This window comes from Sphingobacterium corticibacterium (genome assembly GCF_004208525.1).
Classification (GTDB): Bacteria; Bacteroidota; Bacteroidia; order Sphingobacteriales; family Sphingobacteriaceae; genus Sphingobacterium; species Sphingobacterium corticibacterium.
The window spans coordinates 1,512,988-1,528,247 of the sequence record NZ_SGIT01000002.1 but is presented as its reverse complement, the minus strand read 5'-3'; the positions used below and the strand labels follow the sequence as shown (position 1 = coordinate 1,528,247).

General features: G+C 38.3%; 12 protein-coding genes. 7 read left to right on the top strand and 5 right to left on the bottom strand.

Features of this window, described 5'->3' with window-relative positions:
* Window positions 1-32 precede the first annotated feature (32 nt).
* Window positions 33-539, bottom strand: coding sequence for a gamma carbonic anhydrase family protein (locus EWE74_RS14555; protein WP_130142239.1), 507 nt, complete (start codon window positions 537-539; stop codon window positions 33-35).
* 10 nt (window positions 540-549) lie between these two features.
* Window positions 550-2,142 carry an L-aspartate oxidase gene (gene nadB, locus EWE74_RS14550; protein WP_130142238.1) on the bottom strand — a complete coding sequence of 531 codons (1,593 nt, stop codon included), beginning with the start codon at window positions 2,140-2,142 and terminating at the stop codon, window positions 550-552.
* A 490-nt stretch (window positions 2,143-2,632) separates the two neighbouring features.
* On the opposite strand from nadB, the gene nadA reads away from it, so the two are divergent.
* Window positions 2,633-3,631 (top strand): quinolinate synthase NadA, encoded by a 999-nt coding sequence (nadA, locus tag EWE74_RS14545; RefSeq protein ID WP_130142237.1) that lies wholly within the window; start codon window positions 2,633-2,635, stop codon window positions 3,629-3,631.
* Between the two features lie 15 nt (window positions 3,632-3,646).
* Window positions 3,647-4,693, top strand: a complete 1,047-nt coding sequence (gene thiL, locus EWE74_RS14540) for a thiamine-phosphate kinase (protein WP_130142236.1) — start codon at window positions 3,647-3,649, stop codon at window positions 4,691-4,693.
* Window positions 4,694-4,764: 71 nt separating this feature from the next.
* Here thiL and EWE74_RS14535 read toward each other — a convergent pair whose 3' ends face one another.
* Window positions 4,765-6,528, bottom strand: a complete 1,764-nt coding sequence (locus tag EWE74_RS14535) for an OmpA family protein (protein ID WP_130142235.1) — start codon at window positions 6,526-6,528, stop codon at window positions 4,765-4,767.
* Between the two features lie 151 nt (window positions 6,529-6,679).
* On the opposite strand from EWE74_RS14535, the gene EWE74_RS14530 reads away from it, so the two are divergent.
* Window positions 6,680-8,596 carry an acetoacetate--CoA ligase gene (locus EWE74_RS14530; RefSeq protein ID WP_130142234.1) on the top strand — a complete coding sequence of 639 codons (1,917 nt, stop codon included), beginning with the start codon at window positions 6,680-6,682 and terminating at the stop codon, window positions 8,594-8,596.
* A 50-nt stretch (window positions 8,597-8,646) separates the two neighbouring features.
* On the opposite strand, the gene EWE74_RS14525 is transcribed toward EWE74_RS14530, so the two are convergent.
* Entirely contained in the window at window positions 8,647-10,254 is a 1,608-nt protein-coding gene (locus EWE74_RS14525; RefSeq protein ID WP_130142233.1) for an acyl-CoA carboxylase subunit beta, read from the bottom strand.
* Window positions 10,255-10,467: 213 nt separating this feature from the next.
* Here EWE74_RS14525 and EWE74_RS14520 point away from each other — a divergent pair, with 213 nt between their 5' ends.
* From EWE74_RS14520 to EWE74_RS14505, 4 genes are all read left to right on the top strand, one after another.
* Window positions 10,468-11,619, top strand: a complete 1,152-nt coding sequence (locus tag EWE74_RS14520) for an acyl-CoA dehydrogenase family protein (RefSeq protein ID WP_130142232.1) — start codon at window positions 10,468-10,470, stop codon at window positions 11,617-11,619.
* Window positions 11,612-12,457, top strand: a complete 846-nt coding sequence (locus EWE74_RS14515) for a beta/alpha barrel domain-containing protein (RefSeq protein WP_130142231.1) — start codon at window positions 11,612-11,614, stop codon at window positions 12,455-12,457. The genes EWE74_RS14520 and EWE74_RS14515 overlap by 8 nt, the downstream gene beginning before the upstream one ends.
* A gap of 34 nt (window positions 12,458-12,491) precedes the next feature.
* Window positions 12,492-13,238, top strand: a complete 747-nt coding sequence (locus EWE74_RS14510) for an enoyl-CoA hydratase/isomerase family protein (RefSeq protein WP_130142230.1) — start codon at window positions 12,492-12,494, stop codon at window positions 13,236-13,238.
* A 74-nt stretch (window positions 13,239-13,312) separates the two neighbouring features.
* Window positions 13,313-14,461: a glycerate kinase gene (locus EWE74_RS14505; protein ID WP_130142229.1), complete on the top strand. Its 1,149-nt coding sequence runs from the start codon at window positions 13,313-13,315 to the stop codon at window positions 14,459-14,461.
* Here the strand turns inward: EWE74_RS14505 and EWE74_RS14500 are convergent.
* A complete protein-coding gene (locus EWE74_RS14500; RefSeq protein ID WP_130142228.1) occupies window positions 14,458-15,231 on the bottom strand; it encodes a segregation and condensation protein A in 774 nt (257 codons plus the stop codon). The genes EWE74_RS14505 and EWE74_RS14500 overlap by 4 nt on opposite strands.
* Between the last annotated feature and the right edge of the window lie 29 nt (window positions 15,232-15,260).

Genomic DNA, 15,260 nt, shown 5'->3' with positions numbered 1-15,260 from the left:
TCAACTATTATTCTAAAGAATAGAATATAGCATTAAAACCAGGAACTATATAACACATAATTATGTGGCAGTTGCTTTAACATAGCCAATTGCTCATCTGTTAGTGGCTTTATCTTTTTAGCCGGAACTCCCGCATATAAATATCCTGATTCGCATATAGTATTTTCTAAAACAACCGCACCGGCTGCAATAATTACATTAGATTCTATAATAGCCCTGTCCATCACAATTGCGCCCATACCAATAAGTGTATAATCATGTACTATACACCCATGTACAATGGCGTTGTGTCCTATATTCACAAAATTACCAATATCCGTTCCATTTTTCCGATATGTACAATGGATAACAACACCGTCCTGAATATTCGTATAATCACCAATACGAATATAATTCACATCAGCTCTGATAACAGCATTAAACCAAATAGAACAATGCTCGCCGATAACAACATCACCAACGATAGTAGCGTTCTCAGCAATGAAAATAGATTTATCTATACGCGGATAAATATCTTTTACGGGTAAAATGGTTGGCATCTTGCTTCAATTATAAAACTGTATCTTTTAATTCATCTGATTTATAAGGAAAATCTGTTGTATAATGTAATCCCCTACTTTCTCTACGTTGCATCGCAGATTTCACAATTAAATAGGAAACTTGTATAACATTACGCAACTCACATAATTTTACAGATAACTTGGTATTTCTATAAAACTCTTCCGTTTCTTCATGTAAAAAACCCAACCGTCTAATAGCTCTGTCCAAACGAAAATCAGAACGCACTATCCCAACATAATCGCTCATCAATTTCTGTGTTTCACGTAAATTATGCGTGACTAATATCTCTTCATTCATTAATTGTACCTTAGACTCATCCCAAAACGGAATATCCGTTGCATAATCTACCGTATTCAATATAGACGATGCATCCTCAAAAATTCGGTGGGCATATACTACAGCCTCCAGTAAAGAATTCGAAGCCAAACGATTGGCTCCATGGAGTCCTGTTGACGAACATTCTCCACAGGCATACAAATTCTGAATGGAAGTTCTTCCCATTTCATCAACCATTATACCTCCGCATAAATAATGTGCAGCGGGTGTAACGGGTATATAGTCCTTCGTCATATCTAATCCTACTGAAAGACACTTCTCATATATATTCGGAAAATGTGCTATAATGTCCGCTCTTTTACGATGGGTAATATCCAAGTATACGAAATCAAGCCCAGATTTCTTCATTTCATTATCTATCGCTCTCGCAACGATGTCCCTAGGAGCTAATGACGCACGCTCATCATATTCCTCCATAAAGGACTCTCCGGTTACTCTTCTCAAAATACCACCAAAACCACGTACCGCTTCTGAAATAAGGAATGATGGCGATTCCTGCGGATTATATAAAGATGTTGGGTGAAATTGTATAAATTCCATGTTTCTAACTTTCCCCTTCGCCCGATATACCATGGCAATCCCGTCACCAGTTGCAATAGTAGGGTTCGTTGTACTGGCATATACATGTCCCGCTCCCCCAGATGCCATCAATGTCACTTTACTAAGAAAAGTCTCAATCGTATTGCTTCGTGTATTCAACGCATAGATACCAAAACAGCGAATATCTGCTGTACTTCTATCAACATGAATTCCCTGATGATGTTGCGTAATCAAATCAATCGCAAAATAATGCGTTAATATCTCAATATTTTGGTGTTGATGCACTTTCTCCAATAATGCTCGCTCTATTTCATAACCTGTGATATCCTTATAATGAAGAATACGATGATTGGAATGTCCACCTTCACGAGCAAGATCATAATGTTCCTCATCGACTTTATCGAAATTAGTGCCATACTCAATAAGTTCCTTAATTCTTTCAGGAGCTTCCTTAACTACGTTTTCCACAACATTTAGTTGACACAAACCATCTCCAGCTATCTGTGTATCAGCTATATGCTTTTCAAAGCTATCAGACTTATCCACAACGGCGGCTACACCTCCCTGCGCATATTTGGTATTAGATTCATCTTCATTAGACTTCGTGACTATCAATACTTTACCCAATTTGGCCGCTTTAAGTGCAAAGCTCAACCCGGCAATGCCGGAACCAATTATCAAAAAATCTACGTTTCTATGTATCATAAAGTATATAAAGCGGAATGTCCTTCTATTAATATAAAGAACAAATTAACAAAATATGTGGAAAACCTGTATAAAAAGGGTGAACTAAAAATTAAAACTTTCAATCTTTCCACAACCACCTGCATATTCCCACAAAAAGGAGATAAAAGTTAAGACAAAATCAACCTAATATTAACAAATTGTAAACAATAAACATTCAACAAAAAATTATGGAAAAAGAAAAACTAAAAAAATCACTCCATTGAAAATCAAATCGTAACAGTTTCAGTTTTGTTGATAATATGTGGAAAACGAAATAATAAACATTTATCCAAATAAAAATCGATACACTTATCCCCATTTTCCACACGCTAATAAACAATAAGATTCTTTCTTTAAAAATAGATTATCATTTATTGAAAAAAGGGAATGTGGATTTCGTTTGATTTTCTTTCTTTACTTTTGTATTGTTGTTTAGTCAAACTAAAGAAGCTAAATAGAGAGAGAAATCATGAATACTATTTTTGAAAGGGATTTGGAGGCAAAGGGCTATATCGATGAGCCTATTGATCCCACGGTAGATATCGTAGCTGAAATTCAGCAACTTAAAAAAGAAAAGAATGCAGTTATCTTAGCACATTATTATCAAGAAGCTGATATTCAAGATATTGCTGATTATATTGGAGATAGTTTGGGATTATCGCAACAAGCAGCCAAGACGGATGCGGATGTAATTGTTTTTGCTGGAGTGCATTTTATGGCTGAAACAGCTAAGATTTTATCGCCTTCAAAAAAAGTGTTGTTACCTGATTTAAAAGCAGGGTGTTCATTATCAGACAGCTGTCCTCCACATTTGTTCGCTAAATTTAAAGAGCAATATCCAGATCATATGGTTATTACCTATGTAAACTGTACTGCAGAGTTAAAAGCCCTGTCGGATATTGTGTGCACATCTAGTAATGCGGTGCAGATTGTGGAAAGTTTACCAAAAGAGCAAAAGATTATTTTTGGTCCTGATCGTAATCTAGGGGAGTATGTCAAAAAGAAAACAGGTCGTGATTTGGTATTATGGAATGGCGCATGTATGGTACATGAAATTTTCTCACAGGATAAAATAGCAGATTTAAAGAAGCAATTTCCGGATGCTAAATTTATTGCACACCCCGAATGTGAAGATCATATTCTAGCACAAGCAGATTATATCGGTTCTACCTCAGGTATGTTGAAATTTACGATTGAGGATAGTGCACAACAATATATTGTTGCAACGGAATCTGGTATTTTACATCAGATGCAGAAAGCAAGCCCTGCGAAGACTTTTATCCCGGCACCACCAAATAATATATGTGCATGTAATGATTGCCCACATATGAAGCTAAATACGTTAGAGAAGCTTTATAACTGTTTGTATTATGAATTACCCGAAGTAGACTTGTCTATAGATGTTGTAGAACGTGCCAGAAAACCTATCGAACGTATGCTGGAAATATCCGAGAGATTAGGGTTGTAAAAAAGATTAAGAAAAATGTTTGATAACAAGGATAAAACGGAAATAAACGACTTAGGTGAGTTCGGTTTGATTGCGCATCTAACCAAGGCGGTAGAACTCACGGAACCATCTACTATAAAAGGAATTGGAGATGACGCGGCTGTATTGGATTTTTCTAATAAAAAAACGTTGATATCCACAGATTTGCTGCTTGAAGGCATTCATTTTGATTTACGTTATGTTCCGCTAAAACACTTGGGATATAAAGCCGTACAAGTCAATTTGAGTGATATTTATGCCATGAACGGCAAAGCTTCACAGATTACTTTTTCCATAGGCTTATCTTCTAAATTTCCATTAGAAGCGGTGGAGGAGATTTATGAAGGAGCGCTGATAGCTTGTAAAAAATATAATATAGATCTTATAGGAGGCGATACGTCTGCGTCGGCACAAGGTTTAGTTATTTCTGTTACGAGTATCGGACATGCAGAAGCAGATAAAATAGCTTATCGTTCGGGTGCGAAAGAAGGTGATTTACTTTGTGTAAGTGGTGACTTAGGCGGTGCTTATGTAGGGTTACAGCTTTTGGAGCGTGAAAAGCAGATTTTTTTAGATAATCCACAGATTCAGCCGGATCTGGAAGGTAAAGATTATATTGTGGAGCGGCAACTAAAACCAGAAGCACGTATGGATGTCGTGGAATTATTTGAAATTTACGGCATACAACCCCATGCGATGATTGATGTGTCTGATGGTTTAGCTTCGGAAATATTGCACATCTGTAATGCATCTAAGGTAGGATGTAAATTATATGAAGATAAAATACCAATCGATCCGATGACTTATGATACTGCTCGTGAATTCGGGCTGGATCCTACTGTATGTGCATTAAATGGAGGCGAAGATTACGAGTTGCTATTTACTGTTCCACAAGAGCAATACGATAAAGTGAAAAACCAGTTGGATATTACGATTATTGGTTATATAACAGAGGAAGCAGCCGGATGCGAAATGATTTCCAAATCAGGAAATGTACATCCTATTAAAGCACAAGGCTGGAATGCTTTTAAAGCAGGTAAATAGATACCTTAAATATAAAGAGACAGATTTAGAGAAATCCCTAAATCTGTCTCTTTTTCTATAACAGAGCTTGTTTAAAATTGTAATACTTTGATTTCGGTCCTTCTGTTTTCTTGATGCTGCTGTTCCGAACAGCTCGCACCGTTACCGCAGTGGTTTAGCAATTTTGTCTCCCCATAACCACGGGCCACTAAACGAGTTTTGGCGATACCATTTGCTATCAGATAATCTACAGCCGAATCTGCTCTACGCTGAGACAACTTTAGGTTGTAATCATCATTTCCTCTACTGTCTGTGTGCGAAGAAAGTTCGATACGTAATGTAGGATTTTGTTTCATTACGGCAACAACGTTATTCAGTATAATCGCCGCATCTGCTCGGATATTACTCTTATCAAAATCATAATGAATATTCTTTAATACCCATTCGCCGTTTTCAACCAGTTCACAAACACCCAGCTTCAAGGTTACATATAACGTTTGGCTGCGATCCAATCCTTTGGTCGAAACAATCTCTGTTTGTGAATACCTACCTTGCTGATTGGCTACTACTGTGAAGTCACTTTGCGCATCGAGTTGATAGATAAATTTACCTTCCGCATCTGACGTCTGGCTAGCATTTACTTTAGAGCCAGTATGTGTCAGCACCGTATTAATGCCTGCTAAATTTTGAGTTGTTGCACAATCAAAAGTTTCACCGATAAGCGTAAATCTTGGATCATCGTGATAGATTTCTTTAAAGATAACCGCGCTCGAGGTCTGGAAATCTGCTTCGGTCAACGTTAGTATCGGTGTTTTGATACCATTTTTCTCTCCAACTACCTGATATTGTCCTGGTTTAATGGATGATACTTTAGAGGCCTGACCATTAGCATCGGTTACCGATTTATCATTGATGTCCATACCTTCGATAGATACAGTGACGCCACTGAGTGCCAGGTTGGTCTGCTTATCCTTGACAACGATTTGAAGACCTTTTAACGCTATTTTTTTGACTTCTTCATCGTATTTAGGGCTATTATCTTGGATAACAACTGGTGATTTTTTCTTACCAAAAATATATTTTACACCGATACCTGTTTGAACGGTTTTATGTGGAGTTTGCGTTGTTTCCCGAACATCGCCATAGTGATCCCAAACACTTTTCACACTGGCTGTTTCTAATATAGGATTAGTTTCTTCTATACGTTCTATAGCGAATTGGCTGGATTTTCCTCCAAATTTTTCACCAAATGTCTGTACGTAATCCACATGACCGAAGAGTGCAAAATGTTTGTTCAACATATAGTTAAAACGTAGTCCGCCTACACCTGCCCAACTGTTTGCCCGGTTGGAAGCATCATTAACGGTGGCCATGATATCTTGTGTATGGGTTATAGAACCACCTGTTGGATCGCGTTCCTCATAAGTGACAGATCGTACATACTCTGGAAAATATTGCATCATCAATCCGCCACGAATATAAGCTTCTACATGGAACCGGTCAACGGAATACTTATAGCTAGGACCAAAAGTGAATAAGTAGTCTTGAAATCTGGTTTTGTTAATATAGTCCGTCGAGATGTATCCATTTTCAAAACGGAAGGTGTCTTGACGATTGATACTGTTATAGATATAACGAGCATCTATCCCTAATCCAAATTTATTTCCCGAAAAGTATTTATCGACAAAGAAACCGGAATAATACCCGACTTTTGTCTCTCCAATGGATTTGTAGGTGCTGATAGGTAAGCTTGCTCCACCTTGGATGCCTATCTGTAAATCGCCTTTTTCTTTTTGCTGGGCGATGGCTAAAATTGTAACACTTAATAAGATGAGTGTAAGTAAAAATCTTTTCATAGTAATTGTATTTTATTGATAAAACTTGTCCGACCTGTTCTTGATCCGAACTTCTTATTCTTTTATCAAGCATAATTTGGAATTGTTACCCCTTGGGTGAAAATTTGGAGGTTTTTATTATCTTTAAGACTGTTAATCAGTTGTAAACATAATGAAGCAGCCTATCTGGACACCGTCTGAACAATATATTAAAACGTCCGTTATTTATAATTTTCAACAATTTGTAGAACAGCGCTATAATCGGTGTTTTCTGGATTATACGGCTTTTTATCAATGGTCGATTGAAAAGCAGGAGGATTTCTGGGAAGCTATTTTGTTGTACTTTAAAATAAATTATACCGGAGAATACGAACAGGTATTGAAATGGCAAAATACAAATACCGATTTTATTGATGCAAGTTGGTTTGACGGTATTTCCTTAAGCTATGCAGAACATATCTTTCGTGAAAAAAAAGGTGCTGATTCGGTCATAAAATATACAGATGAGACAGGAAATTATAGGGAGATTACGTGGGATAAGCTGCGTGAAAGGGTATCCTGCATACAGCAATTTTTGGAAGAAAAAGGTATCCAAAAAGGAGATAGGGTAGTCGGTATATTAAACAATACCATAGAGACGGTCGCTATTTTTTTGGCCGTAAATTCCCTAGGTGCTATTTGGTCTTGTTGCTCACCGGATTTTGGTGATAAAAGCATTGCCGAGCGCTTTGCACAAATAGAACCTAAAGTATTATTTATAGAGCTGGACTATCAATATAATGATAAAACATTCTCTAAAAGAGAAACATTGGGTTTTATTCAAAATCATATTCCATCGATTGAGACAATAATTGCTGTTTATGAAGAAGATTGGAAAGGGATATTTACTAATTATCTTCCGCAGGTATTACACTTTCTGCGCGTACCTTTTTCCCATCCGATATGGATTTTATATTCTTCTGGTACAACAGGCAAACCGAAAGCGATTACACACAGTACCGGGGGAAATTTGTTGGAACATTATAAAGCCTTAGCTATCCACCAAAATGTACAACCGGGAGAGAACTTTTTGTGGTATTCTACCACCGGATGGATGATGTGGAATTATGCTTTGTCTTCCTTGCTCTGCGGAGCTACGCTTTGCCTGTTTAATGGGGCTATCCATCATCATGATCACCAAACATTTTGGCAATTTGTAAAACAGGCAAGTGTGCATCATTTAGGAGGAGGGGCGGCATATTTTTCAGCTATCCATGATCTGAAAATAGAAAATTATGAACCCAAAGTAATAGGTTCAACCGGTTCACCATTGCCTGCGGCTACTTTTGAAAATCTTCAGGAAAAATTTCCTGATGCACATATCATATCATTAAGTGGCGGAACAGATGTGTGCAGTGCCTTTCTATCTGGATGTGTCTATTTACCCGTGTATGCTGGGGAGATTCAATGCCGAACATTGGGTTCAGATATCGTAGCAATAAATGATCAAGGTGAGGAAGTATATAACGAAGTAGGCGAACTGGTTATTAAGAAACCCATGCCGTCTATGCCACTTTACTTTTGGAATGATAAAGACCATGAGAAATATAGGGAAAGCTATTTTTCGGATCGAAGGGGAGTATGGAACCACGGCGATTGGATTTCCATTATGGATCATGGTGGTATTGTGATGTATGGGCGTTCAGATGCTACGCTGAATCGCGGTGGTATACGTATCGGAACCGCAGAAATATATAATGTGGTAAATGAAACACCAGGTGTAAGAGATAGTTTGGTTATTACAACGGACAATGAAAAGGGTGAATCGAAAATGTTATTATTTATCCAATTGGAAGTACGAAAGGAATCGGAAACTGTTGTTCCTATTATTAAAAGAGAACTTCGTAAGCAGTATAGTGCACGTCATGTACCGGATTTGTTTTATGCTGTAGATGATATTCCGTATACCTTGAGTGGTAAGAAATTAGAGATACCGGTTAAGAAAATTTTTTCTGGTTATTCTTTGGAACAAGCAGTGTCTAAAGATATTATGCAGAATCCGGAATCGCTAGAGGAGTATATTCAAATATACTTATACACTAGCATATAACCAATGTATAATCAAGACAATAGCAATACAGACTTTTTCATTGAACGGATTTAAACCTGTATCACGCCCACATTATACTTATTCATATTGGGATTTTGATTAGCGGCTTCTATTCCCATCGAAATAATCTTGCGTGTGTCTTTAGGGTCGATAACGCCATCTACCCAAAGACGCGCAGCAGCATAATAGGGGCTGAGCTGTTGGTTATATTGCTGTTCGATTTTGTAAAGCAGGTTTTTCTTTTCTTCCTCAGTTAAGGATACGCCTTTTGCTTTAAGTGCTGCTTCTTGTATTTGTAATAACGTTTTTCCGGCAGAAGCACCACTCATAACGGCTATTTGTGCGGTTGGCCAGGCGTATATCAATCGGGGATCGTATGCTTTTCCGCACATGGCATAATTTCCTGCACCGTAGCTGTTACCTATAATAAAAGTAAATTTCGGTACGACTGAATTGGCCATTGCGTTGACCATTTTTGCTCCATCTTTGATTATTCCTCCATGCTCTGACCGAGAGCCTACCATAAACCCGGTGACATCCTGGAAAAATACGAGCGGTATTTTTTGTTGATTGCAGTTCATGATAAATCGGGCAGCTTTATCTGCCGAATCCGAATAGATAACTCCGCCCATCTGCATTTCGGTGGCGTTACCAGGTTTTTTTGCTTTTACCATTTCCCGCTGGTTGGCAATAATCCCTACTGCCCAGCCATCAATACGTGCTAATGCACAAACCAATGTTTTTCCATAGTCTTTTTTGTATTCCTCTAAGGAACCTTTGTCCACAATTGCCTTTAAAATTTCCAGCATATTGTAAGATTTTAGACGGTCTTCCGGAAGATTTTTATAAATATGTGTTGCTGGAAATTCAGGTTGCTTGTTAGCAATACGAGAGAATTTATTTTGATCATTTTCACCAAACTTGTCCACAATATTTTTGATGGCGTCGAGACAGCTTTTATCGTCGGGATATTTATTATCCGTTACACCGGATATTTCGCAATGTGTGGCAGCACCTCCCAGCGTTTCATTATCGATGACTTCACCGATGGAAGATTTTACCAAATAGGGTCCCGCCAAGAAAACAGAACCTGTACCCTCCACTATCAATGCGTAATCAGACATAATAGGTAAATATGCACCCCCAGCGACACAGGAACCCATAATAGCCGAAATTTGCGGAATACCCATGGAAGATATTTTAGCATTGTTTCTGAAGATACGGCCGAAATGTTCCTTATCCGGAAAGATTTCATCCTGCATAGGAAGATAAACTCCAGCAGAATCCACCAAATAAATAATCGGAAGATGGTTTTCCATAGCGATTTCCTGTGCCCTTAAGTTCTTTTTGCCGGTAATAGGAAACCAAGACCCGGCTTTCACGGTAGCATCGTTGGATACGATAATACACAACCTGTTTCTCACATAACCCAGCACGACAACTACGCCTCCATTGGGGCATCCACCATGTTCTTCATACATGCTATCCCCTGCAAAGGAACCTATTTCTACATAAGGACAATCGTCATCTAAAAGATAAATGACTCTTTCCCATGCAGTCATTTTTCCTTTTTCTTTGTGTTTTTCTAGCTTGTTTAATCCACCCCCAAGAAGAAGGTTTTCATATTTGCTTTTGAGTGTCTTTAAGAGGTTTTCCATATTGCCATTGGATTGTTGTCTGAATATGTTTATAGTAGGATGAGTTTTTCTATTCTCTTTTCTCAAAGATAACAAAAATGATGAGCTGTTATTAGCACCTTATATTTAAAACCTTTTAATATGCCGTTTGTTTTTATAGGTGAAAATATAAATATTTTAAAATATTGCTTGTTTTTTATATATTTAACAAATACGGATATAAACTTCTAAAATATGATATCGCAAATACAACAAAATGAACAATTAGCTTTGGTGCAAGATAGTGCCCAGCAGTTTGCTAAGGAATTCATTAAACCCTATGTGATGGAGTGGGATGAAAAGCAATATTTTCCGGTGGAATTATTTAAGAAAATGGGCGAATATGGTTTTATGGGTGTATTAGTTCCGGAAGAATATCAGGGTGCAGGGTTGGGCTATCAAGAATATATAACCATACTTGATGAAATATCAAAAGTATGTGGATCTATTGGATTATCTTTAGCAGCACATAATTCCTTGTGTACAAATCATATTTTGTCATTTGCAAACGAAGAGCAGAAAGAAAAATATCTTCCCAGATTAGCTACCGCGGAGTGGATCGGTGCCTGGGGGCTTACCGAAACGGGATCTGGTTCTGACGCTGGAGGTTTGGCAACAACCGCGATACAGGAAGGGGATTATTTCGTTATCAATGGTTCTAAAACGTTTATTACACATGCCATTAGTGGGGATGTAGCCGTCGTGATGGTGAGGACAGGAGAAAAAGGAGATAAACATGGCGTTACCGCATTTATCATTGAAAAAGGGACGCCTGGCTTTACAGCCGGTAAAAAAATAGATAAATTAGGCATGCGCGCTTCAGAAACGGCAAGCTTGTTTTTTGACAATTGTCGTGTACATAAAAATCAGGTCATTGGTGCAGTAGGTGATGGATTTGTTCAAGCATTAAAGCTGTTGGATGGCGGACGTATTTCCATTGCTGCGCTTTCATTAGGTATTGCCCGTGGAGCATATGCGTGTGCGTTGCAGTATGCGAATGAACGGGAACAGTTTAATCAGAAAATATTTGATTTTCAAGACGTCGGTTTCACCATAGCAGATATGGCTACAAAAATCGATGCAGCCGAATTATTGATAAGAAGAGCAGGTCTTTTAAAAGATACAGGACAAAAAGTTACAAAGGAAAGTGCGATGGCGAAATATTATGCTTCGGAGGTGGCGGTAGAGGTATCTAATCAGAGTGTGCAGGTGCATGGGGGGTATGGCTTTACAAAAGATTATCCGGCAGAAAAATACTTTAGGGATGCTAAATTATGTACGATTGGAGAAGGAACCAGCGCCATACAGAAGATGGTTATAGCAAGAGAAATTAAAAAGGATGTCTAATAAGGAAACAATACAATTAATAGAGTGTCCTCGAGATGCTATTCAATCGATTAAACATTTTATTCCTACAGAAAAAAAAATAAACTATATCAATCAATTGATTGATAGTAACCTATTCTATTGTATTGATTTTGGGAGTTTTGTGTCTCCTAAAGCTGTTCCGCAAATGCAGGATACGGCGCAGGTGCTAGAGAACATAGAAAATAAAAATGAGACAAAATTATTGGCAATTATTGCCAATGAAAAAGGCGCTGAAATAGCGCAAGCGTATGATAAAATAGACTTTTTGGGGTATCCGTTTTCTATATCCGAGACGTTCCAGCAACGAAATGCCAATTCGACGGTAGCGCAATCCTATCAGCGGGTAGAACATATTAAGAATATAATAGCATCAGGTAAACAAGAGCTGATAGTCTACATTTCCATGGCTTTCGGCAACCCCTATAGTGACCTCTGGAACACCGATTTGGTACTGGAATGGATAGAAAAGCTTTCAGAATTAGGTATTTCCCGTTTTTCCATAGCCGATACGACATCAGAAGCATCGCCCGAGAGGGTAAAGATTCTATTTACGTTACTAAAACACACGTTTCCGGAATTGGAATACAGTATTCACTTACATAGTAGGGCAGAAAATGCAATGTTGAAGATAGAAGCCGCTCACGAGGCTGGCTGTCGTATTTTTGAGGGCGCTATCATGGGGTATGGTGGTTGTCCTTTTGCACAAGATGATTTGGTAGGCAATATTCCTATGGAAATGTTATTACATCGATTTAAAAATCCAAAAGGAAACAAAATACAGGGTTTATTGACGGAATTTCAGAATTTGATTGGATGAAAAATAAAGAATGGAAAAACGGTATCTTTGATATATGCAGGCCATAAAATACCAATATATTAAGGTGAACAAAATGGATTTCCGTATGGAGGTTATACTTGCACGTCCCGAGAAACGGAATGCGTTTACACCGACGACGGTGAATGAAATAGCCCATGCTTTTCAAAACGCAAATGATGATGATAGCGTAAAAGTTGTGGTATTTAAAGCTGAAGGGCCGGTGTTTTGCGCAGGGATGGATTTAAAAACCTTTGAAAACGAGGATCTTGATATATCGAACCCCCTGATCGAAAATAAGCGTATATCGCTAGGCGAAGTATTTGCAGGATTATACAAACCGTCGGTGGCTATGGTGGAGGGAAATGTTATTGCCGGGGCTTTTTTGATAATTGCCGGATGTACGTATGTATTCTGTTCGGAAAATGTACAGTTTCGATTGCCGGAGTTAAACTTAGGAATCTTCCCTTTCCAAGTTATGGCAAGTTTGATAAAGGTAATGCCAGAAAAGAAAATGCTACAACTGTGTTTACATACAGACTATTTCTCTGCTCGGGAAGCGATGGAATATGGGCTGGTGGATGGATTTTTGGAAAAGATAGATACAGAAGGATTTTTAGCTAAATTTAAAGATATTAGTTCGTCCGCTGTTGTCGCAGGTTTTAAAGCAGCGAGAGGACTCCCCTCCGTCGCCAGTGAACAACGATACGGCTTTTTGTTAAAAAGTTTACATGAATTGAAGTCTTCCGAAGACGTGAAAAATCGAATTTTTAGAAAAGAATAAGTTTCATAGATAGTTGTAATATGAGATCTGTTGGTTTAATTTATGTGTCATATTTAGTTTTCTAAACGCCTAAGATGCTACATCTTCTTATTGCTCCAAATGCATTTAAACACAATCTAGACGCACGAAAGGTTGCAGAGGCACTACATGAAGGTTTCTCCCAGAGTCGTTTGGACTGTCGTGTAACGCTTTTTCCTATTGGCGATGGAGGTGACGGTACATGTAAACTTTTGCATGAAAAATTAGCGGGTAAGCTAGTCACAATTACGGTTATGGGACCATTGGGAACGCGTGTTGAAGCTTCATATAGTTTGGTTGACGGAGGAAAAACAGCTATCATTGAAATGGCGAATGCATCGGGTATCCGTTTGATAAAAACAGAAGAACGGAATCCGCTTCATGCGAGTAGTAAAGGTACGGGGGAATTAATACTGCATGCGTTGGATCATCATAAAGTAGATCAGATTATTTTAGGGATGGGCGGTTCTGCAACGGTGGACGGTGGGTGTGGTATGCTTCATACGCTTGGTGTACGTTTTTTTGATAAGAATGGAAAAGAGCTTGACCCAATTCCTGAACAATTGCAATCTCTAGAACGTATTGACACAAGTGGGCTGGACAAAAGCATATTAAAAATCGACATTAAGATTCTTTGTGATGTAGAAAATCGTCTTCTCGGAGAGGAAGGGGCAGCGCATGTTTTCGGACCACAAAAGGGAGCTTCTCGAGAACAAGTGAAGGTTTTAGATAACTTTCTATATCAGTTAAGTGATATTGTTTTAAAAGAGACGGGAAAGAATATGGCGGAGGTCGTTTCCGGAGGTACGGCGGGGGGCGCAGCTGCCGGTATGTACGCCTTAGCCAATGCGCAATTGGTGAATGGAATAGCTTATTTTCTGCAAAAGACGGGCTTTGAAGAAGTTATAAAAACGGCTGATTGGATTATTACAGGTGAGGGTAGTCTCGATGAGCAGACACTCTCGGGCAAAGGTCCGGCAGGCGTGGCTTTGTTAGCAAAGCAATATGGAATTCCGATTGCTGGGATAGCAGGAAAAGTACCATTAGAACCTTCATCTGCGTTATTAGATATGTTTGATGTACTGCTGCCCATTAGTCACGAAGCTATGCCGCTGGCTAAAGCACTTGCAAACACGGAACAGAATCTTCGTCGTACCGCCAAAGCTTTAGGAAATATACTGGCTTGTCGTAATAAAAAGAACTAAGCTACATATTCGGACTCATAGCAAAATTCTTCCTTTTTTCCGATGGAGAAATTATTGAAACCTAGTCCGATTTCTATTTCTAGTAAACGTTGTTGAAGCATCTCCAGAATCGCCAAAAAATTGAATACGAGTTGTACTTTGTTCTCTGAGCTTTTAATGATCTGCTGAAAATCCAGTTTTTTATTCAATTCTATCAGTTGTGCAATAGCTTTTTTCTGCTGTTCAATCGTATATGGGAATTTTACAACGGTATGGGTAGCTTCTTGAACGCGATGGGTAAAATTGAACATCAACTTTTCGTATATCATCAAGAGTTTGTATAAGTCAAAAGAAGATAATTCTTCTTCTGTGGTATCGGTATACCTCACCATTTTATTATCCTTGGCTATATTTCCTCGGGCATGTAATCTCGTTCGATTATCCTCTAATACCCGCAACTTCTCACATACTTCCTTAAATTGCTTATATAAAATAAGCTTTTGGGTCAGTTCCTTCTTCAGATCTATCTCGTTTTCCGTGTCATCCAACTCTGGACGTGGCAAAAGCATTTTGGCTTTGATACGCATCAACGTAGAAGCAACAAATATAAATTCGCTGGCGAGCTCTATATTCAAAGACTGCATTTTCTGAATATAGTCTAAAAAATCATCCGTTATATTAGAAATAGGAATGTCATGGATGTTTAATTCATCCCTTTCAATAAAGAAAAGCAATAGGTCAAAAGGACCTTCAAATTGCGCTAGTTTGATTTCGTAACCTGCTGTTTGCATAGCTTGCTCAAAAATAAAAAATTGTGCGC

Excerpts from the sequence above, each read along its gene's own strand:
- EWE74_RS14555 (WP_130142239.1), bottom strand. The coding sequence starts at position 539 with ATGCCAACCATTTTACCCGTAAAAGATATTTATCCGCGTATAGATAAA.
- nadB (WP_130142238.1), bottom strand. The coding sequence starts at position 2,142 with ATGATACATAGAAACGTAGATTTTTTGATAATTGGTTCCGGCATTGCC.
- nadA (WP_130142237.1), top strand. The coding sequence starts at position 2,633 with ATGAATACTATTTTTGAAAGGGATTTGGAGGCAAAGGGCTATATCGAT.
- thiL (WP_130142236.1), top strand. The coding sequence starts at position 3,647 with ATGTTTGATAACAAGGATAAAACGGAAATAAACGACTTAGGTGAGTTC.
- EWE74_RS14535 (WP_130142235.1), bottom strand. The coding sequence starts at position 6,528 with ATGAAAAGATTTTTACTTACACTCATCTTATTAAGTGTTACAATTTTA.
- EWE74_RS14530 (WP_130142234.1), top strand. The coding sequence starts at position 6,680 with ATGAAGCAGCCTATCTGGACACCGTCTGAACAATATATTAAAACGTCC.
- EWE74_RS14525 (WP_130142233.1), bottom strand. The coding sequence starts at position 10,254 with ATGGAAAACCTCTTAAAGACACTCAAAAGCAAATATGAAAACCTTCTT.
- EWE74_RS14520 (WP_130142232.1), top strand. The coding sequence starts at position 10,468 with ATGATATCGCAAATACAACAAAATGAACAATTAGCTTTGGTGCAAGAT.
- EWE74_RS14515 (WP_130142231.1), top strand. The coding sequence starts at position 11,612 with ATGTCTAATAAGGAAACAATACAATTAATAGAGTGTCCTCGAGATGCT.
- EWE74_RS14510 (WP_130142230.1), top strand. The coding sequence starts at position 12,492 with ATGCAGGCCATAAAATACCAATATATTAAGGTGAACAAAATGGATTTC.
- EWE74_RS14505 (WP_130142229.1), top strand. The coding sequence starts at position 13,313 with ATGCTACATCTTCTTATTGCTCCAAATGCATTTAAACACAATCTAGAC.
- EWE74_RS14500 (WP_130142228.1), bottom strand. The coding sequence starts at position 15,231 with ATGCAAACAGCAGGTTACGAAATCAAACTAGCGCAATTTGAAGGTCCT.